Origin of the sequence: Enterococcus sp. DIV1368d (assembly GCF_050542975.1) — a bacterium.
Taxonomy (GTDB): Bacteria; Bacillota; Bacilli; order Lactobacillales; family Enterococcaceae; genus Enterococcus_D; species Enterococcus_D casseliflavus.
Map to the genome: position 1 here is coordinate 569450 of NZ_CP172939.1, position 19998 is coordinate 589447.

The following is a 19998-nucleotide window of genomic DNA, read 5'->3' on the forward strand; positions in this document are numbered from 1 at the left end:
AGTAGACAGTCATGAACGAATTTTTAGATATTCTTGTTGATATCGCGAGTACCCCAGCGATCTTAGTTGCGCTGATCGCCGTTTTGGGGAATGTGCTGCAAAAAAAAGACATTGCCACGATCGTCAAAGGGGGGATCAAAACCTTTGTTGGGTTTCTCGTGGTCACTGCCGGGGCTGGGGTGATCGAAAGCTCTCTGGCGCCATTTGGGGAGATGTTCCAAGCAGCCTTTAACATGCAAGGGGTCGTACCAAATAACGAAGCGATCGTTGCGTTAGCGTTGACGACTTACGGCACCTATACCGCACTTATTATGTTAGCAGGAATGGCCTTCAATATTTTGATTGCCCGTATCACTCGCTTTAAATACATTTATTTGACTGGGCATGCCACGTTGTATATGGCTTGCATGATTGCGGTGATTTTGAGCGTTACTGGAATGAATACTTTTAATCTAGTTTTATTTGGGGGCTTAGCGTTAGGGATCTGTAACACGATTTTCCCAGCGATCGCACAGCCGTTTACCCGAGAAATTACTAAAAATGATTCCGTCGCATTGGGGCATACGGGGAACTTCGGCTACGCATTGAGCGGGTTGATTGGGAAATACGTCGGCAATAAGGAAAAATCTACCGAAGACATCAATTTTCCGAAAGGCTTGTCTTTCTTGCGGGATTCTACTGTTAGTATCACGATTACGATGGCGGTTGTATACGTGATCGTAGCAATTTTTGCTGGGAGTGAATTTATTACGGAAAATCTTAGCAATGGCACGAACTCGATCATTTATTCGTTGCAGCAAGCAGGTTCGTTTGCCGCTGGTGTCTTTGTGATTTTAGCTGGTGTCCGTTTGATTTTGGCAGAAATCGTACCAGCCTTTAAAGGGATTTCTGAAAAGCTTGTTCCTAATGCGATTCCTGCATTGGATTGTCCAATCGTCTTTCCTTATGCGCCAAATGCTGTTCTGATTGGTTTTCTAACCAGTTTTGTCGGTGGGATCGTTAGTTTGATCATCATGGTCTTCACAGGAACAACCGTTATTATTCCAGGGGTCGTACCCCATTTCTTCTGTGGCGCAACGGCAGGTGTTTACGGCAATGCAACGGGTGGTGTGCGAGGCGCCGTCATTGGGTCCTTTATTCATGGGATCATTATCAGCTTTATGCCGATCTTGTTGATGCCAGTCATGGGGGATCTTGGGTTCCAAGGATCAACTTTCTCTGATACCGACTATGGGGTTGCAGGGATCTTCCTAGGAAACCTAGCCAATATGGGCGGTCAAATCGCCATCTTCTCAGGGATAATTGCGGTAGTCGCGGTCTTGATCGGATTGACGATTTTCAAGAAAAACAGTCGGGCAAAATCTGTTTCTGAATAAATAGAGGATGGAGGGATAAATAGTGGCAATCAGTGAACAAAAATACCACGGGCTTGAAGAATTAGCGGCAAAGATTCGTTTAGATACCCTTTGCAGCATCAAGAAAATGGGACAAGGCCATCTGGGCGGCTCCTTTTCAATTGTTGAATTATTGGCCGTTTTGTACGGCAAACAGCTGCGAATCAATCCACAAGATCCACAGTGGGCGGATCGTGACCGACTCGTCTTGTCAAAAGGGCATGCTGGCGCCGCCTTGTATAGTGCATTAGCAAATACGGGCTATTTTGATCGGTCGTGGTTATGGACGATCAATGAGGGCGGCACGAGACTGCCTTCCCATCCGGATCGCTGGAAAACGCCAGGGGTTGATGCCACCACAGGTTCACTGGGACAGGGGACTTCCATGGCTGCTGGGATCGCGACAGGCCTGCGCTTGGCAGGCAAGGACAATTTTGTTTATTTGATCGTTGGAGATGGCGAACTAAATGAAGGACAGTGCTGGGAAGCCTTCCAATACATTGCCCACTTTAAACTGAATCACTGTATCGTCATTATTGATGACAACAAAAAACAGCTAGATGGGCCAACCAAAGACATTCTTGATCCCTTTGACATCCAGCAGAAGATGACTGCTTTTGGCTTTTATACAGAAAAAGTTCCAGGGGCAGACATGCAAGCCATTGATGAGGCAATCGAGCGCTGCAAAGCAATCGAAGACCAAGCGGTTTGCATTGTCTTGGACAGCGTGAAAGGACAAGGCGTTCCTTTCTTTGAAGAACTAGATGCCAATCACTCCGTGAAGTTTACCACGGATGAGATCAATCAAGCGGCAGAAGCGGCAATCAAAGAATTGACGATAAAAATCGAAGGAGGACGCTAAGGCATGTTTACATTAAGCAAAACCACTGCTGCTGGTAAAGAGCTGCGTACTTGTGTCGTTGACACATTGGTGGAACTCATGGATGAAAATAACCAGCTAGTTGCGTTAGATGCCGACCTTGGTTCTGCCAGCGGCTGGACCACGATTGCCAACAAACATCCCCAACGCTTTATCAACATGGGGATCGCGGAAGCCAATATGGTTGGTGTCGCGGCTGGCTTGAGTTTAACTGGTTATACACCTTTTATCCACACCTTTGGGCCATTTGCAACGCGTCGGGTATTCGATCAGCTGTTTATTTCTGGCGGCTATGGCGGCAATACGATCAATATTTACGGTTCTGATCCAGGGTTTGCAGTCGGGCAAAACGGCGGCACCCATACGACATGGGAAGATGTGGCTTTGATGCGAATGATTCCCCAATCGGTCGTCTGCGATGCAGCGGATGAAGTCCAAATGGCGTGGATCATAAAAACCTTTAGCCAATTATCAGGCATTCATTACGTACGAGGCAATCGGAAAGCGGTTCCGATGATTTATGAAAAAGGCTCGACCTTTGAACTAGGAAAAGGCAATATTTTAAGACCAGGCGATGAACTGTTGTTGATTGCTAGCGGACAATTGGTTTCTGAAACACTGCAAGTGGCAGAAGAATTAGCAGAAATAGGAATTAGCTGCGAAGTGATCGACATGTTTATCATCAAACCAATCGATAAAGAATTGATCCTCCGCGAAGTTCAGGGGAAACGGCAAGTCATCACCATCGAAAATCATTCTATTACCGGTGGACTAGGAAGTGCCGTCGCCGAAGTGCTTGCTGAAACAGGCAGTGCTGTCCCCTTAAAACGTATTGGTGTCAACGAACGATTCGGTCAAGTCGGCACACCCGATTTTTTGCAAAAAGAATATGGCTTAGATGCTGCTTCAATCAAGCAGCAAATAGTCGAGTGGAAGGTCAAGGGATAGAAAAAGGAAGCATCAGCGAATCAATGGTTGATGCTTCCTTTTCATTCCTTTCAGATCTTGTATAAAAAGCGTCAAACAGCGTGTCAGTCCTGCTGTTTGACGCTTTTTTATGAACTAAGACAAAAACCAGCGCCGTAAGTTTTCTGCTTCGGTTAATGGAAAATAGAACAGCTTACTTTCGGTGAGAGTATCTTCGGTTTTGATGGTTAGCTGTGACTTGCCAAGCCCTCTTTTGTGCTGCCAATGCGTGGTGGTGACAGTGAAATCTTGGATTTTATTTTTCTTCAGATAAGCGGTCACCTTCGTAAGACCGCGGATCGTTTGGCACAACAATACGTGGTTATCTAAAAATTGATAGCCTTGTATTTTGCCTCGCCAGATGCTTGATAACACGAAGGAGCCAAAGAACACGAAGAAAATCAGCGCTAACCACCAGAAAAAGAAGGCAGAGATTCCTACAGCAAGCAGTCCGATCAGCAGCTGCCAACGGCAGAAGTACCAAAAGTTGGGTCGTGGATTTTTCACTAGAGCGGTTTGTTGAAACGACCATTCGGGTAAAAAGCGGGTCAATGTTTCGGTCAGCTGCGCCTCTTTCAAAATGGGGAACAGATAGACCGTATCATCGCTTTCTGACGAACTGCCAGCAGCCAGCAGTAATTTGACGGAGCTTAGATGAAAGATTCTTCGATAAAGGTTTTGTTCGACACTCAGCCCTTGGATCCTAGCGAGGGGAATCGTTTGGTGTCGTTTAGAAAACAAGCCCTGCGTGATCAGCAGCTGTTGTTGGTTCGTTTCCACCGTAAAGCCATAATAACGGAAAAGATTCCTGGCGATCGCAAGGAAGAAAAACAAAATCAGCAGCCCGAGTAAAAGTGCAGCACCTAATAAAAGGCCAAGTTGCTGCAATTCCGATGCATAGGCAAAGAGATTGGGAATGTTGTCGATCACGTTGTAGCCGATGACTAGAACCAAGGTGAAAACAGAAAAATCAGTGAGAGAAAACAAGAAAATCTCCTTGAATTTCAAAGTGAATGTTTCTAGCGGCGGCTTGGCTGACTTCTCAGCTGAAAATGCAGCATAATCGTCGGTTGGTTCTTCTCTACTAGTTGTTTGGGCAGTCGGCTGTTGTGGTGTCGCAGCCGCCTTTTTTGACGCTTCGATGGAGGCAATGAGAGCCAGCGGCAATGCAGGGAAAAGAATTTCGGCTTCGCCACTCGAACTTGCGGCGCTTTCCAACTTCACTTCAGCTAGTTTAAACGGACGTAAATAAAAGTAATGATTCTCTTGAATCGTTTGGATGCGTTCAAATGGCAAAATCGTTTGTTTTTGGATAAAGAGTCCTTTGTTGACTAGTACACTCGTTTGATCGATTTGAAAGGTAAAGCGGGCGTAAGACAGTACCGCAAAAATCAGACAGACCAGTAAAAATAGCAGAATGCCGCCCAGAATCATCGGAAAAGAAGGGGCGTCGTTGAATAATTTGAATACAAGCAGAAATGCTAGTACCAGAAAATTTTTGCAATTTTTGAACCAATAAAGACCGATACACAGCAACGGCAGTCGTTGTTTTTCATAGATCATCTTTGACCACCTCGACTAAATTCATGATGGTTTCTCGCAAGCGTTCGGCTTGCGCCACTGGCAAGCCTTCAATGGTGTGGTTGGTGGCAGCCGTATGGATCTGTAAGGAGACTAAAGCGTATTTTCGCAAAAAGATCCCTTGGTCTGTTTCGATGTGCTGGATTCGACGGATCGGAATATACGTGGTGCTGCGGAATAGATAGCCACGTTGAATAGCGATATCCTTTTCTTGGATCTCGTAGCGATGGAATTTGTAACGGTAGCTCATCAGCACAAAAGAAAGCAGATGACTGATCAAAGTCAGTGCCAATAGGCTTGACCAAAGGGCGAACACCCAGAAATGAAGCCAGTTTTGCATGGATAAAAACCAAAAAGAAGCAGCGAAAAGTAAACTGAGAATGATCAGTGAAGTAATTGTCCGCAACCGCCAAACACGGATGATGGTCTGAGGCATTTGTTCATTTAATAAGGGATAATTCAAGGGAAACGTCCTTTCTATAAAAAAATGACTAATAAGTATAAATATAATGGTGCAGTGTAAGAAAAACAAGAGGCAAGGGAGAATTCAGTAAGGACAGCTGGCTCGATTGCAAAAAGATATGTGAGAAATCTTCTTATAAAACAAGGAAGAACTGTCGTCTAGTAACCTAAAAAAAAACCGTCTTAGATGACGGTCCTAGGGGGATCACATTCAGATGTTTTCGTTTAAAACAACCAATCATTGGTTAAAAAACTTGGATTACAGTGATCGCTTAGAAATACCTTATGAGTAAAACGAGAAATTCTCTCTTTATCTCAGTCTTTATTTATCGAATAGTACGAACGATTTTTTCGGACTTCATTGAAAATGAAGAGAACAAAAAGCAAGGTAAGGAGGGCACATACTATCCTAATTATTGACGAATCACCGATTTCTTCAAGCAGCAGGTAGAGCACAAGACCCAAAGACAAAACATAAACACCTGTCCAAAAGGCGCATTTGCTCATTGATTTTGAGATTGCCTGACTATCTGCTTGTGCTTTTTGATTTTCAGTCAAATCATTGTATCCAGCTATCAAGAAGCCCCATTTTTGTTTGCGAAACTGAACACCACACAAAAAGCATCCGAGAGCAAATACAACGACCAAAAGATAAATCAACCAATACAAGTTTTCTCACTCCTTTCTTATCGTTCAAGAATGATCGTTAGGTTTCGTGTTTCAACACCACTCATTCAGCGAAACGTCGAACCATCGTAATATCTGTTTCCAAATAGCCCATTTTTTTGTATAGCTGATACGCAGACTGATTATGGGCAAAAACGTGCAAGCCGATTTCAGTGATGCCTTGCTGGATCGCCCACTTTTCTAAAGCCTGTAACGCTTTGGTGCCATAGCCTTTTCCTCGCTGGTCTTCCTCGATGATAAAGTCATAGATGAAGGCTTTCTGGGCAGCTGTGTTGACCCAAATCACCCCGATCGGTTCACTAAAATCAGCTGCAAATAAAGAAAACAAGTGATTGTTTTCGGTGGCAGTCCCTTGAGGAAGTAAAGAAGCAAAGCTTTCTTTGGCTAGGGCGAGGGCCTCGTCTTTGGCCCATGTGCCTGCTTGGACTTTGTCATTGGCGTATTCGAAAACTGCATTGGTTAAGTAGGCAGCGTAGTCGCTGTCTTTCATTGGGATTAAGTTCATCTATTTCTCCTTTTGTCCTTTTCAGCTCTTCTTAACCTACAGAATGATTGTAGGCAATGAGAAACAAGGACATTTGATATGAAACGGTTTGTTTCCCCTTCAGTTGAGGCGCTCTGGCAGCGGCTCTCGTCGTTGAAACAAAAATAGGTCATCCGGTGCAAACTGGTGTCGTGCATCGCAAGTATAGCCTCGCAACCAGTCAACCCCATCGATGCGGCGAACGTAGAATCCTTTGGGGAAATCGTCGGTTTTTTCCAAAGGCACAGAAGCGATCGTGATTGCGGCAGCTGGCGCTTTTCCTTGGGATTTCAGTCCGGTACTATTTGCCAGTTGGCGATAGCTAAGACGAAAGTGTAAGGCCATTTCCAAGGTACAACAAGTCAATCCATAAGAAGGCGCAGCTGCAAAAATCTCCGTCAAAGAGCCACCTTGGGGGAGTCCCAGTTCTTTAAGGGGAACAATCACACAAGCAGCACGCTGTTTATCGGCACTGAGGGAGAGCTGGGGATGGCGCAAGAGCTGGTTGGCATACGCGTTTAAGTGAATCTGATTTTCTTCCAACTGCTGGCAAAGGCGGTTTAGCGAAACCCCGCCATACTGTACGATCACTTCCTTCAAATCAAACACTCCTTTCAATAGGGATCCTTTTTATGAAAAATCAGTTTACACCCTCGTTCTTGGACAAATCGGCATAAATCGCAGCAACTTCTTCTTGGTAACGATTCTTTAGTCGAGGGGGACTTAAAATGCGTAGGCTTTTTCCAAAAGAGAACAAATAGGGCACTACCCAGCTTTCCTCGGGCAAATCAACGGTAACGACAGCAGTGCCTTCCTCCGTCAAAGTAATATCCTGATGATCGAACTCATCATATACCCGATAAAGAACGTCGGCTTGAAAGAATAGACGCGCAGGATAGGTGTCAACAGTCAACTCAATGGCAGAATCAGGCGCAGTGACTGGGAAAAAATGCTGGTCAGTGACGTGGACCTGACTCATGCGGCTGATTTTAAATGTCCGAAAGGCATTCTTTTGCTGGTCGAAGGCTTGCAGATACCAAGCTTGCGAGCGAAAAAGCAATTTATAAGGCTGGCAGATGCGTTTTTGCAGTCCCTGTTTACTGACATAATCAAAGGTGATCAGGTGGTTCGTTAAAATACTCTTTTTTAATAAATCAAACGTGTCGTTGCCGTTTTCTCGCCGATGCCAAGTGGAAAAATCCACTTCTAGCCAATCAGCATCGGGCTGCTTAAACAAGGATTGCAGTTTTGCCAGCGATTGCCCACTGATCTGTGGCGTCAGCTGGCGAATCCCTTTCAACGCCAAAAGCAGGTTTTTCCGTTCTTCCTCTGATAATAACACTTTATCCAACACAAAACTGCTTAACAGATAAACGCCGCCATTTCGACCCGTTTCGGTATAGATGGGCACGCCAATACTGCTTAGGGTATTGATATCTCTGGTGATGGTGCGAGTCGAGACTTCAAATTGTTTGGCTAATTCAGAAGTGGTTGCTTTTTCATGATTCAACAGGTGGTAGATCAGGCCGAACAGGCGTGTCGTGCTCACTTGGTTTACTCCTTTTATAAAAAGATGATAAAACACTGACAGAAGGTGTCTAGGTTTCTATCGTATCATAAAGACAAAGAAGGAGGAACACTAATGAAATTTTCGATAATAGCAACGGAAAGAACCAATAATTTTACTGATCCAGCGATTCAAGCAAAAATCACTGGCTTATGGGAGAAAAACAGCGAGGCGGTCAAGAAAGCCGCAGAAAAAGGAACGGTCATCGCTTGCGTTTACCACGAGTATGAGTCAAACTATCAAGGAGACTATGCCGTTTCGCTTTGTTTCGAAGAAACGGAGCAAGCAGACTTTGATACAGAAAAATATACTTGGAAAAAGTATCCGATCGATCGGCGCGATGCGCAGGGCATTTTGACTACTTGGCGTCAAATCTGGTCTGAGGAAGAAAACCAGCAGCTGCAGCGCAGGTATTCCTTTGATTTTGAACAGTATGCGCCAGACGGCGAAGTAACGATTTTTATCGCCATTGCTGAAAGCGACAAAGAGCAGCTATTTTCCTGAATAGGAGGACAAACAATGAGACAGTATGAAAGCAAAGTAGCGCTGATCCAAGAGATCACAGAACGTTACCAAAAATTTCGCCAAGAATTTGTTGAAATTCCCGAAGCGTTACGAAATCAGCGAACAGCTGGGGTCGATAAGACCCCTTCAGAAAACTTGTCTTACCAAATCGGCTGGGTCAGTTTGTTATTGTCATGGGAAGCACAGGAACAACAAGGGATGAGCGTTCACACACCTGCTGAAGGGTATAAATGGAACAACCTTGGCGGATTGTATCAATCTTTTTATCAGACATATGGCAGTTTGACCTTAGCTCAGCAACAAGAGCTCTTAGACCAAAAAGTGACGGCCCTTTGCCAGTGGATCGAGGGCTTATCCGATCAGGAATTGTTTGAAGCAGGGCAGCGGGATTGGGCAACCACCAAAGCACAGTGGCCAGTCTATAAATGGATCCATATCAATACAGTAGCACCGTTTACCAATTTCCGAACGAAAATCCGAAAATGGAAAAAGGAAGCACTGCATTGATCAATAAACGAAGCAAGCTGGTTGAGCGTTTTTTAGCAACTGAGGGAACAGTGGGCTTAAAGAATTGTTAAACAGTTGATCTGCGAAGATCAGCTGTTTTTTTGTTTTGTGTCATCGCAAGAAACCACCTGGAAAGCCTATGATAGCTTATTGTCTAGTCGGTTCAGGTTAAGGAATAAACTGTTATTTTAATTCCTAAAGTGACGCGAAGGTGACAAAAATGAAACGCCAATTCGTAAAAGGGTATGCTATATTTTAAACAGTACTTGTTTTTTTACAGAAAAAAAGCGGGGAGTCGATGGCGTATCTTACGCAATCGACGCCAATTGGTTTTATAGAAAAAACACAAAACCATTCCCAAGTCTGATGCAAGTTTGCTGAATATTCAGCAAAATAAAAGTAAATGACTAAGAATAGAAAGGGTGAGGATCATCGAAAACAACCAAACCATTGGCTTGACGTCAGGAGAAGTCAAGGCGCGGGTGCAGCGCGGTCAAGTCAATAAGACAAAAAAGGATACGACGAATACGTACCCGAAAATCCTTTTTACCAATATCTTTACCTTTTTCAATTTGATCAACTGTGTCCTATTCTTTCTCGTCTGTTTGACGGGTTCTTACCAAAACGGGTTGTTCGTCTTTGTTGTCTTCAGCAATGTGATCATCAATCTCTTTCAAGAAGTTCGTTCCAAACGAACGCTGGATAAGCTGGCATTGCTAAAAGTTGCCAAAGCCGATGTTTATCGGGATGGCAAGCTGGAGAACTTGCCGATCCACAAACTCGTAATGGATGATGTGTTACGACTGAAAAGCGGGGATCAAGTGCCGACGGATGCCAAAGTCATTCAAGGATCTTTAGAGGTCAATGAATCCTTGCTGACTGGTGAAATGGATACGATCTACAAGCAGCCAGCAGACGAGTTGTTTTCTGGTAGTTTTATCACTGCTGGCGAAGCGTTATGCCAAGTGATCCACGTAGGCGCTGACAATTATATCGCAAAAATCAACAAAGAAGCCAAAACCATCAAACGACAAAAATACTTGATCCAAGGCAGTTTAAACAAAATCATTCGTTGGATCAGTCTGATTTTGGTCCCATTATGTACCCTCTTGTTCGTTAAACAGTTCTATTTCTCTCATGCAACTTTCAATACTGCCATCTTACGGACGGTGGCGGCAGCTGTGGGAATGTTCCCCGAAGGTTTGTTTTTATTGACGAGTGTCACGTTGACCATCAGTGCCGTCTATCTGGCGCGCAAAAAAGTGATGGTGCAGGAATTGAACTGCATTGATGCCTTGGCACGGGTCGATGTTCTTTGCTTAGATAAAACGGGCACGATCACCGAAGGCAAGATGACGGTGGAAAAGACGATTTCCTTTCATTCAGAAACACCGTTGGCAGAAATCACTGGTAACTTAATGGCGCAGCTGCCCGATCAGAACCCAACGGCAATGGCGCTGCGAACCTTTTTCCCAGAAAAAACGACGTACCAGATGCAGCAAGTCGTCCCCTTTTCATCAGATCGTAAATTCAGTTGCGTCACGTTTGAAGGACAAGGCACTTATTTCATTGGGGCTGCGTCGATTTTACTAGGAACTAGCCATGCAACTGTCTTAAAACAGGAAAGACAGCTGGCAGAAGAAGGCTACCGGGTGATCGTTTTGGCGCACAGTACGCAAGGCTATGAGGAGGCAGGACTGCCGACAGATATTGAACCGCTGGGCTTTTATTTGCTGTCAGACACGATCCGTGAAGATGCCAAAGAGACCTTGGAGTATTTTCGTTCACAGGCAATCCAATGCAAGATCATCTCTGGCGATGATCCAGTGACAGTCAGTCAAATCGCGAAAAAAGTCAATCTACCAGGAGCAGCTGATTTTATCGATGTGTCAAAATTAACTGCGACCGAATTAAAAGAAGCTGTCAGCAACTATCAGATTTTTGGTCGAGTGACGCCGCAACAAAAGAAAGAAATGGTGCTCTACTTGAAAGAACAAGGGCATACTGTCGCGATGACTGGCGATGGCGTCAACGATGTTTTGGCGCTGAAAGAAGCCGACTGCTCGATCGCAATGGCTTCTGGTGTTGATGCTGCGCGTCAAGTGTCAAATCTGGTTCTTTTGGAAAATCAATTTGATGCTTTGCCATCGGTCATGGATGAAGGCCGCCGAGTGATCAATAACATTACCCGCTCAGGTTCATTGGTGCTAGTGCAAGTCTTATTCTCCATCATGATCACCATGGGGACGTTGTTATCAGGAACGACCTATCCTTTTGAGCCGATCCAATTAACGATCATCAATGCCTGCTTTGTCGGCATTCCGACCTTCTTTTTGAACTTTGAACCAGATTTCAATCGGATCAAAGGGGACTTTATGACGACGATTTTCAAAAATGCTTTTCCAACAGCCTTGACGATTACGGTAGGAACTTTGCTGATCATCAACTTTGGCTATTGGTTCAACAGCAGCAGTAAAGCTCTATCGATCATGAGCATTATTTTTACTGCTTGGAACTATCGCTTGATCCAGAAAAAAGTCTATCCAGCGATCAACAGCTATCGAACGATGATTTTTTTCAGTACTCAGATCTTGTACTTTGCTGCTTTGATCGTCGGTCGCGACCTCTTTAACCTAGGCAATACCAGCTATCTCAACCTCATCCTCTTGATTGCCTTGTTGAATTTTTCCGCCTACATGCAACGCTTTGCGGATAAGGGCATCGAGCTGCTGATGCGAAGATATACGAAGAAACGAGCGCTGCAGAAAGTGCAAAACTAATAAACAAGCCTAAATCAACCCGAAATGGTCGGTTTAGGCTTGTTTTGGTGTTAAAACAATTACTCGTACATGAGATGTTTAAATTTGATTCTGGGATAGTGATTTTTCATTTACAGGTTCTTGACTTAACGCACGTTTTCCAATACGAGTTATTAAAGTTATTATGCTGATGCTTATGCAGACAATTCCACCAAATAGAAAAGCTTGCTCTCCCGGATCAATCTGCAACCAGCCGAGGACCATCGGTGTAAAAATTCCTCCCAATGAACTAAGGAATTGAAATACTGACATAGCGACAGCAATTTCAAATGGGCGAGCTTTCAATGAAATATAAAACGGAATTGAAGCCATAACCATTGCCATAGCAAATCCAGATAAAATTGCACCAATTGACATGCCAAAGATTGTAGAAGAAAAACGACTAACTAAGAAAGTAAGTCCCATTGCTAAGAAGCCTAAAGCTAGTGTTTTATCTTTGGTCACACGGTTAATGTATTTTAAGGCGAACCCAACGAAAAATCCTCCGACTGTACCAACAGCATTAATCACTCCTGTTGTGCTTGTTCCCCCAATACCCTTAGAATAAGCCAAAATAGATAGGTTGCTTGGATAGACTATATAAATGAACGTCATTAAGAATGATAAAATGGCAAGAACGTAAATAAGCTTACTCATTGATTTCAAAACGTTGAAAGGATTTGTTTCTTTGTCAACGGCTTTAGTAGAATCCTTGGTTTTTACCTTATCCATCGGTAGATTTACTGCTATTAGAAAGAAAATTAATATAGTGATTAGAAAAATGTAATACGTATTTTGCCATTCATTGGCACCGAGGAAGCTTCCACCTAACATCATGACAACCGATCCGAGAGAACCAATAGATGTACCTATACCCATCAAACTTGCTCGGTCTTCACCCTCAAAGTACTCGGATAGTAGCATTGGACTAAGTGTATTCGTGAAGCCAAGTCCGATCCCTAAAACAAAAGCAAATACTAGTAATATATTGATGCTAGAGTGAAAGAAAACAGGCACTAATCCACCAATTCCTGTTAATAAAACCCCTAAAAGAGCTAGAACTTTCTTTGGACATTTCATGGCTAAGATACCGACAAGTAACGTTGTGATCATTGATCCTAACCTTGGAATCGTACCTATCATTTGGATTTTTGCCACTGATTCATTGGGGAAATCTAAAATAATCGCACTGTAAGCATTTGTGATGACCAGAGAACTCATGCCTAAAAAGCTCAAACAGAGAACTCCTATTTTTAGTCTTGTTTTATTCATCTATTTTCTCTCCTTTAATCGTTAAATGGTGTTCGCCAGATGTTAACACTCTTGAGGTCTCTCCATATTGGAAGGTTGCTTTCGTATTTTGTGGCACTCTTAAATGGAATTGGTCATTGCTTCGTTCGATCTCAATGTCACCATATGCCGTTGTATAGTTCAAGTGATAACTTGGGATCACGTTTTGCTCAAGCGGTGAAATTGTAAAAGAAGCGAAACCAGGTTCTGTTACTTGCAATCCTGCCAAACGTCTCACTAGCCAATCCCCAACGCAACCAAATGCATAGTGGTTGAAAGAAAAATCACAGACTGTACCATCAGGTTGAATCGATGCCCATGACTCCCAAATCGTGGTTGCCCCATGATTGACTTCGTAAAGCCAAGAAGGGCATTCTTCTTGTAGTAAGAGCTTCAATGCCAATTCTTGATAGCCATAATCACAAAGAACGTCAAGGAGATAAGGGATGGATAAAAAGCCAGTGTCTAAGCAATAATTGTTTGCAATAATCAGTTCGGATAGTCTTGCTGCTGCAGCTTTTGACGCTGTTTCATCTAAAAGATCAAACGCGAGTGCGATCACATAGCTTCCTTGAAAATCAGCGGTAAGGTGATCATCGCGCCAGTAATATTTCTGAAAAGCAGCTTTTACCTTATGACTAAAATCATTCCAATCTTCTTCCTCTTCATCCAGTAGCTGGCTGATTTGAGCAAAAAGTTGAGACGAGTGTGCTAGAAAAGCCGTACCGAAAAGGTCTTTCGTGACGAGTGCCGTTTCCATCGGACCTTTCGCATCTTCTCCGATCATAAAGCTAGGAAACATCCAGTCACCAAAATGAAACTTTGTATCCCATAAATATTGTTTGTCATCCGTCTTGTCCCCAGCGGCGCTTTTTCGACTAAAGGAGAGCCAACGCTTCATTGCTTGATAATTCTCGGCTAAAATTTCTAACTTGCCATACCGTTGATACAATGTCCAAGGAAGTAAGACGATTGCGTCGCCCCAACCAGCAGAAGACAAAGAACCAGTAAGTGACTCCCCTTCAAAATAATCTCGTGGGGCAGGGGTATAATCGACAACTTGTCCATCTGCTTGTTGCTCCAAGCGGACATTGTCTAGCCAACGACCTAAGAAGTCATAAACATCCATAAAGAAAGTTGCTGTTGGACCGAACACTTGAATGTCACCTGTCCAGCCGACCCGTTCCCGTTGCGGACAATCTGTTGGAATCGATAGCATATTCCCTTTTTGACTCCATTGAATATTCTCAATCAGCTGATTTACTTTTTGATTGGATGTAGTAAAAGAGCCGGTTGCTTTCATATCAGAATAAATCGCGTATGCCCAAACAGACTGTTTATCAGGCAGGGTGTCAAGCCCGTCAATTTTGATGTAGCGAAATCCGTGAAAGGTAAAGTCAGGCTCTAGCCAGGCTTCACGGCCGTCGCCAATAAATACATCTTTTTGGTCTTTATTTCTACCAACGATATTATTGAAAAAATGTCCCTCCCGATCGAGTACTTCGCTATGCTCAATGGTGATTTCCTGTCCATCAGCCAATGGAATCTGTAACTGGACACGACCTGCGATCACTTGTCCGAAGTCTACAATCACTGCGTCTTTTTCCCACCAAATACTCTTTGCTGCAAGCTTTTCTTGGCGTTTGACTTGCGGTCCTCTTTGAGGAGTCAACTGATCGAAGCCATAATCTGCTTTTGATACTTTCGTAAATCCAGTTAGGTCAAAATCGGTTTCCCAGTTTTCCTTTTCTAAACGCAAATCTTGTTTTTCACCAATAAAAAGATCACTGTAGACATATTTGCCATGGCTGCTAAAAAAATCTTCGTCTGTCACAATAGTTTCATACGTATCGTCGGTATAGTAGATTTCGATTTCTCCTAAGATACCTAGTCGATCACCGAATTGAGCACTGCCGCCACTAACACTGACCCTGCCGGCGTACCAACCGTCAGCTAACGTAACTGACCAAACATTTTTTTCTTTTAACAAGTGAGTCACATCATATGTCTGGTATTGAAGATACTGCGTGTAAGAGGTATAATCTGGCGCAAATAAGGCTTCTGATACAGCTTGCCCGTTGATTTTTGCTTGGTAGATGCCGTGTGCCGTCATCGTAAGGGATGCTTGTTTGATAGACTTGTTTTCAACAGTGAATATCTTTTTTAAATAATGTGGTGGGAGTAACCTTTCTTCGGGGGGATCCTGCACAACTTTTTTTCCTGAAAACATATCCGTCAAACTGAATGGTGGTTCTTTTCGAGTTGGCTCTTGCTGCGGTTCGATCCAAGTTGCTTGCCAAGTTTTTGTCATAAATTTTCTTTCCTTTTTTCAACATTTGCCAAAAATGAAGCTTGCAATTCTTTTAATGGCTTGCTAGTATTACTACTAAGTTTTTGATACCTAAATTGTAAGCGGTATTCTTTTTTGTGTCTTAGCTATTATTGCCAACCCGATTAGTAAAAAAAGACATTGGAGGATTTCACAATGGCGACACTAACGATTCTTGAAAAAGCATTAAAAGAAGTTTATTTGGCTTGCCCAGAATTAGAACTCCAGGTACCGTTTCATGACAAAGTAATTCCCAAAAATTTAGCATCAAGCAAACGGTTGATCCTAGAACAAATTTTCTCGGAATTCAGACCAGAACTCTCGGAGCACTACTTGATCGAAGAAGATGCTGACATTCAAGTGATTAGACACATTCGCTATTTACCGGCAAATTACCATGCACATGAATTTTTTGAAATGATTTATGTATTAAATGGTAGCTGTTATAATTTTTTTGAAAATCAGACCTATGAATTGAAAAAAGGGGATGTTGTGATTATTGCACCGAGGACTACCCATGCTATTAGTGGATTTACCGATGATTTAGAAGCTTTCAATATTTTGATTCGTAAAAGTACATTCAATGCTTCTTTTTTCGGTTTATTAGAGGATAAGGATATTTTATCGCACTTCTTTTTAAATGCACTTTACGAAAACAGCAAGCGATTTCTTTATTTTCATACGAAGCCAGCTGCTGATTTATCAGAAGGAATTTTATTGATGACAGAAGAAATCAATAAAACAGATGGTTATTCTCAAAGAATGTTGAAGAATATTCTTGATACTTTTTTTATCAGGCTTTTAAGGGGATTACAAACCAATCAAGTCAGCCTAGATACTGAAGCGGGAGAGGAGTCAGAAATAATCGATATGCTTCAATATTTGCAGAATCATTTTGCAGAAGTATCAATTGCCGACTTATCTAAGAAGTTCAACTATAGCCAGCGACAAATTGCACGTATTCTAAAAAATAAAACAGGTAAAACTTTTTCACAATTGATATTGGAAATGAAAATCAGCAAAGCCAAAGTCTATTTAAAACAAACCAACTTACCCATCCAAGAAATTGCTGAGCTCGTCGGTTATGGCGATTTGAGTAATTTTTATCGCTATTTTTTTAAAGTAACGGGTTGTTCGCCAAAGCAGTTTAGAGAAATGAATTGAGCGCTTATCAAAGAGAACTGCTCTTCTAGAAATGTTGAGCAGTTTTTTCGTATGCTAGGTAGTAGTTAAAGAAAAATAATGTGGGCAATAGTCTTGCTATGAAACTCGTTTCATACCGTACAATCAATCAAGAGACCTTTTCAGAAAATTGTCGAAAGTGGAACAACTAATTTTCTATGGTAGACTTAGGTCATTAGCAAAACAATCAGATAGGAATGAAAGAAATGGCAACGATTCGCGATATAGCAAAAATTACTGGTTTTTCGATCACGACGGTCTCTCGTGTGATCAATGGCCATCCTTATGTTGATGAGCAAAAGCGAGCAGCGATTTTGGCGGTGATGGAAGAACTGGATTACAAACCGAATAAAATCGCCCAAAAACTTAGCTCGGGGAAAACCTATAATATTGGAGTCATCGTACCGTTTGTCAATCACGCCTTCTTTGATGGAATTTTAAATGGCATCATGGAAGAAGCCTTTGCCCAAAAATACAAGGTGACGTTGCTTCCGACCAATTTTGATCGGAAGCTGGAGCTAGAATATCTAGAAGAATTCGCTGCAAAGGGATTTGACGGCTTGATCGTCATCACCCGCGCAAATCATATCGAGACATTTTATCCCTACATGGAAAAAGGACCGATTGTTTTTTGTGAAAATTCGACCGGTACTGCCGTTCCTTTCGTTGCGATCGACTTGGTCGGCTCTGTGACAGCCAGTATCAATTATTTGAAAGAACAAGGTGTAAAACGCTTGGGACTGACGCTAGGGCGCAGCAAACGCCTCAGCTGCAATTCAGTCAACACGATCGCAAAAGCCAAGGAGCTGTTTCCTAATTTTTCTGAAGCAGATATTTATTGGGATTGTATCAAAGCACAAGATGGGATTTCCGCAGCTGCATTTTTTAAGGAACGAGGAATCGATGGGGTGATCACAAATGGGGACGAGATCGCAGCGATGATCTTAAATCAATACCCTCACGGAACAGCACCCGTCGTGATTGGGCAAGAAAACCTGCTCATCAGTCAAATGCTGCACTTTTCTTCCGTTGAGTTTCATCTGGATCAGTGCGGCAAAGAAGCCTTTCGCTTGTTTCAAGAAAGAAAACAAGAGCAGATCATTCTGCCTTACGAACTTATTATTCGTGAATAATCATTGTTATAAAAAGAACACACCTTTTTGTCGAGAGGTGTGTTTTTGCCTGCTTATTAAAGGGGAATTGTAGAGATAAAATAAAAAAATAAAGAAAAAATTTATTTTGAAAGCTTGCTTTTCACAGAGTAAAGGGCTACCATTGGTCTGTGGCTTTTTCGCCACAAAAATAGGAAACGTATCAGACAAGAGTACTTGGGGAAGATTCTCTTGGGGGAAGCCTGATACGTTTCCTTTTGTTCATTCTAACACTATTTATATATAAAGTAGAGAGATATTGAGTAGATAAATAAAAATACTACTGTAATTGATGAATAGGAAAAAGGCAATCTCACAGACGAGTTTCTCTGGAGCGATTTCCTACAACATGCTGGATGGCAAATTGCTCCATCATGTTTTGATTAATTACAAAGCATCAACTAACTAATTGTGTTGCACCCACTAGAAAATTACATAATTTCGCAACACCTGTTTCAGCTGTTTCTTTGATTAGAACAGTCGCAGTATTTTCGTAAACATGAATCACACTAACTTCTTGTAAACCGGTAAAGCCAATAACATTTGCCTGATAGTTTTGACCAGGGAACACTTGGTATTTTTCCATGTTTTTATCTCCTTCATTAATCTTATTTCAAAAGAATAATAATTAAAATTTAAGAAAAAGTAAAGTGAAACGATTTTTCATTCAAAAACTCGTCCTTTCGGCTGTTTATTCGAGTGAAAATCAACCTTTTCTGTAATTTTTCATTTGGATTTTCAATAAATATACGATGGCTAGTTGAATATTATTCAATGGATCGTACCAATTTAGCGAGCGATCGACTACAAAGTTGAGGGAAAGAAAGCTAGAAATCCCCAGCTATATTGTTTGTTTTGTCCCGTCTTCACGCTTATAATAAAGGTAGGAAGAACGATCGGTGTCACCACTTCCTAATTCAATTGAAAAGGGCGTGCAAGTTATGGAAAACGTATACCGAAATAACTTTGTCAAAAGAACGGTTCAACTGATGTTTGCACCAAAAAAAATCAGAAAACGTCCACCCGAACAATGGATCAAAATGCCTACCGACCGAGGTATTCGGAGAAAGGACGCGTGATCCAGCATCTCGCAGCTATGCGTAAAATAGTGTTTGAAGAAACGAAACTCAGGAAGTCCCGTCATGGGACTTCCTTTTTTATGTCATTTTTATCACATTCTTCATTGAGAAAATTATTAGTACAGGCGCTCTTTTACAGACGCAAGGTCAAGAATACGATGGAGTAAGAAATCACAAACTACAAAGAAACCAATGTCAGCACTCAATGGATCATTGGATGAAAGACTACAATCCTTCTTTTCATTGAGGGATTTCCCTGTTTCTTTTGATCGATTTTAAATTGGATATTGCCAGGAAAAATACGCGCCAACGAATTATCATTCTCTAATGGTACAGGAGACCAACGTTTAAGGAACGTAAAAGCAATCAAAAAAGCGCTTTTTTCGTACAAAGATTCTGTTAAAATGAAGATATGGATAAAAAAAGTAATTGCTGCAAATCAATCATTTAAAGAAGGTGAAAGCATGGACTACCAAGAAATCGCGCGTCATTTTCAAACGACATCGTTTGATCCCAAACCGTTTGTGCAAACTGCGATCGATGATCGAAAGGTAAGGGAGAAGCTAGTGGAGAATGTCGTTGATGGCCAAAATCATATCAATGAGTATTTTAATAGTTATTTGATCATTAAAGAAGTAGCCATTAAAAACCCTGAGCTGATTTATGATGAGTGGGAACGGATCTGGGCACTGCATACCCACAAAAATTCCTATCATCGGTGGATCGCCCATGATCTGATCACGCAACTTCTGGTGATCGATCATGAAGACAAGTTTGAAGCAATCAAGCGAGAATATGTACTGCTGCCCAAAGAAGAAAAAATCAGTAATTACAAGAAGATGTCTGAGAATATCCAAAAGGCTATGAAGCTCAAAGACCTCAGCAAAGAAATTTCACTGTTATGGAAAATTAAGTACATGTGATGAATGAACGGATAATCAGGTTGATGGTATTGCTTTCTATTAGCTAAATCATAGAAAAAACAGGCTATCTTTTTGTGATTCAAAAAAGAGCAGATGTATCAGTAGCAAGCAGCGATTATGAAGTTTAAAAAATTGATATCTCTGCTTTTTTTAG

18 protein-coding genes are annotated in these 19998 nt (G+C 42.1%); 9 read left to right on the forward strand and 9 right to left on the reverse strand.

The genetic code is table 11. From position 1 onward, the window contains the following. Window positions 1-11 precede the first annotated feature (11 nt). Genes IGJ44_RS02650 through IGJ44_RS02660 form a run of 3 tightly spaced genes read left to right on the forward strand, consistent with a single transcriptional unit; the run spans window position 12 to window position 3222 of the window. Complete coding sequence (locus IGJ44_RS02650; RefSeq protein WP_005232062.1) at window positions 12-1376, forward strand: PTS ascorbate transporter subunit IIC; 1365 nt, start codon at window positions 12-14, stop codon at window positions 1374-1376. A 22-nt stretch (window positions 1377-1398) separates the two neighbouring features. Next, window positions 1399-2256 carry a transketolase gene (locus IGJ44_RS02655; protein ID WP_074536592.1) on the forward strand — a complete coding sequence of 286 codons (858 nt, stop codon included), beginning with the start codon at window positions 1399-1401 and terminating at the stop codon, window positions 2254-2256. 3 nt (window positions 2257-2259) lie between these two features. Continuing rightward, window positions 2260-3222 carry a transketolase family protein gene (locus IGJ44_RS02660; protein WP_430606075.1) on the forward strand — a complete coding sequence of 321 codons (963 nt, stop codon included), beginning with the start codon at window positions 2260-2262 and terminating at the stop codon, window positions 3220-3222. A 114-nt stretch (window positions 3223-3336) separates the two neighbouring features. On the opposite strand, the gene IGJ44_RS02665 is transcribed toward IGJ44_RS02660, so the two are convergent. The 6 genes from IGJ44_RS02665 to IGJ44_RS02690 all read right to left on the reverse strand — a co-directional run bounded on the left by IGJ44_RS02665 (window position 3337) and on the right by IGJ44_RS02690 (window position 8042). Then, entirely contained in the window at window positions 3337-4803 is a 1467-nt protein-coding gene (locus IGJ44_RS02665) for a PH domain-containing protein (protein ID WP_167827332.1), read from the reverse strand. Then, window positions 4793-5284 (reverse strand): PH domain-containing protein, encoded by a 492-nt coding sequence (locus tag IGJ44_RS02670; protein ID WP_074536589.1) that lies wholly within the window; start codon window positions 5282-5284, stop codon window positions 4793-4795. Before IGJ44_RS02670 ends, IGJ44_RS02665 begins: the two co-directional genes overlap by 11 nt. 314 nt (window positions 5285-5598) lie before the next feature. Next, window positions 5599-5952, reverse strand: coding sequence for a DUF3784 domain-containing protein (locus IGJ44_RS02675; protein ID WP_074536588.1), 354 nt, complete (start codon window positions 5950-5952; stop codon window positions 5599-5601). Window positions 5953-6013: 61 nt separating this feature from the next. Further along, complete coding sequence (locus IGJ44_RS02680; RefSeq protein ID WP_060792756.1) at window positions 6014-6475, reverse strand: GNAT family N-acetyltransferase; 462 nt, start codon at window positions 6473-6475, stop codon at window positions 6014-6016. A gap of 99 nt (window positions 6476-6574) precedes the next feature. Continuing rightward, on the reverse strand, window positions 6575-7093 hold the full coding sequence (locus tag IGJ44_RS02685) for a helicase (protein ID WP_074536587.1): 519 nt from the start codon (window positions 7091-7093) through the stop codon (window positions 6575-6577). 40 nt (window positions 7094-7133) lie between these two features. Beyond that, the gene (locus tag IGJ44_RS02690; RefSeq protein WP_167827333.1) at window positions 7134-8042 is read right to left on the reverse strand and encodes a WYL domain-containing protein; all 909 of its coding nucleotides are present in this window, start codon (window positions 8040-8042) and stop codon (window positions 7134-7136) included. A 93-nt stretch (window positions 8043-8135) separates the two neighbouring features. On the opposite strand from IGJ44_RS02690, the gene IGJ44_RS02695 reads away from it, so the two are divergent. From IGJ44_RS02695 to IGJ44_RS02705, 3 genes are all read left to right on the forward strand, one after another. After that, window positions 8136-8564, forward strand: coding sequence for an effector binding domain-containing protein (locus tag IGJ44_RS02695; protein WP_167827334.1), 429 nt, complete (start codon window positions 8136-8138; stop codon window positions 8562-8564). Between the two features lie 15 nt (window positions 8565-8579). Continuing rightward, the gene (locus IGJ44_RS02700; protein ID WP_167827335.1) at window positions 8580-9092 is read left to right on the forward strand and encodes a ClbS/DfsB family four-helix bundle protein; all 513 of its coding nucleotides are present in this window, start codon (window positions 8580-8582) and stop codon (window positions 9090-9092) included. A 422-nt stretch (window positions 9093-9514) separates the two neighbouring features. Continuing rightward, window positions 9515-11872, forward strand: coding sequence for an HAD-IC family P-type ATPase (locus IGJ44_RS02705; RefSeq protein ID WP_167827336.1), 2358 nt, complete (start codon window positions 9515-9517; stop codon window positions 11870-11872). A 78-nt stretch (window positions 11873-11950) separates the two neighbouring features. On the opposite strand, the gene IGJ44_RS02710 is transcribed toward IGJ44_RS02705, so the two are convergent. Next, window positions 11951-13162, reverse strand: coding sequence for an MFS transporter (locus IGJ44_RS02710; RefSeq protein ID WP_167827337.1), 1212 nt, complete (start codon window positions 13160-13162; stop codon window positions 11951-11953). Beyond that, window positions 13155-15491: a family 78 glycoside hydrolase catalytic domain gene (locus IGJ44_RS02715; protein ID WP_430606076.1), complete on the reverse strand. Its 2337-nt coding sequence runs from the start codon at window positions 15489-15491 to the stop codon at window positions 13155-13157. The genes IGJ44_RS02710 and IGJ44_RS02715 overlap by 8 nt, the downstream gene beginning before the upstream one ends. A gap of 174 nt (window positions 15492-15665) precedes the next feature. Here IGJ44_RS02715 and IGJ44_RS02720 point away from each other — a divergent pair, with 174 nt between their 5' ends. Together IGJ44_RS02720 and IGJ44_RS02725 are read left to right on the forward strand one after the other, a co-directional pair. Continuing rightward, window positions 15666-16673, forward strand: coding sequence for an AraC family transcriptional regulator (locus IGJ44_RS02720; RefSeq protein ID WP_016609719.1), 1008 nt, complete (start codon window positions 15666-15668; stop codon window positions 16671-16673). Between the two features lie 224 nt (window positions 16674-16897). After that, window positions 16898-17824, forward strand: coding sequence for a LacI family DNA-binding transcriptional regulator (locus IGJ44_RS02725; RefSeq protein WP_167827340.1), 927 nt, complete (start codon window positions 16898-16900; stop codon window positions 17822-17824). A gap of 415 nt (window positions 17825-18239) precedes the next feature. Here the strand turns inward: IGJ44_RS02725 and IGJ44_RS02730 are convergent, their stop codons facing one another. Continuing rightward, window positions 18240-18428, reverse strand: coding sequence for a hypothetical protein (locus IGJ44_RS02730; protein ID WP_005227564.1), 189 nt, complete (start codon window positions 18426-18428; stop codon window positions 18240-18242). 957 nt (window positions 18429-19385) lie between these two features. Between IGJ44_RS02730 and IGJ44_RS02735 the strand changes: the two genes are divergently transcribed. After that, complete coding sequence (locus IGJ44_RS02735) at window positions 19386-19844, forward strand: hypothetical protein (RefSeq protein WP_086294565.1); 459 nt, start codon at window positions 19386-19388, stop codon at window positions 19842-19844. The last annotated feature ends 154 nt before the right edge of the window (window positions 19845-19998 follow it).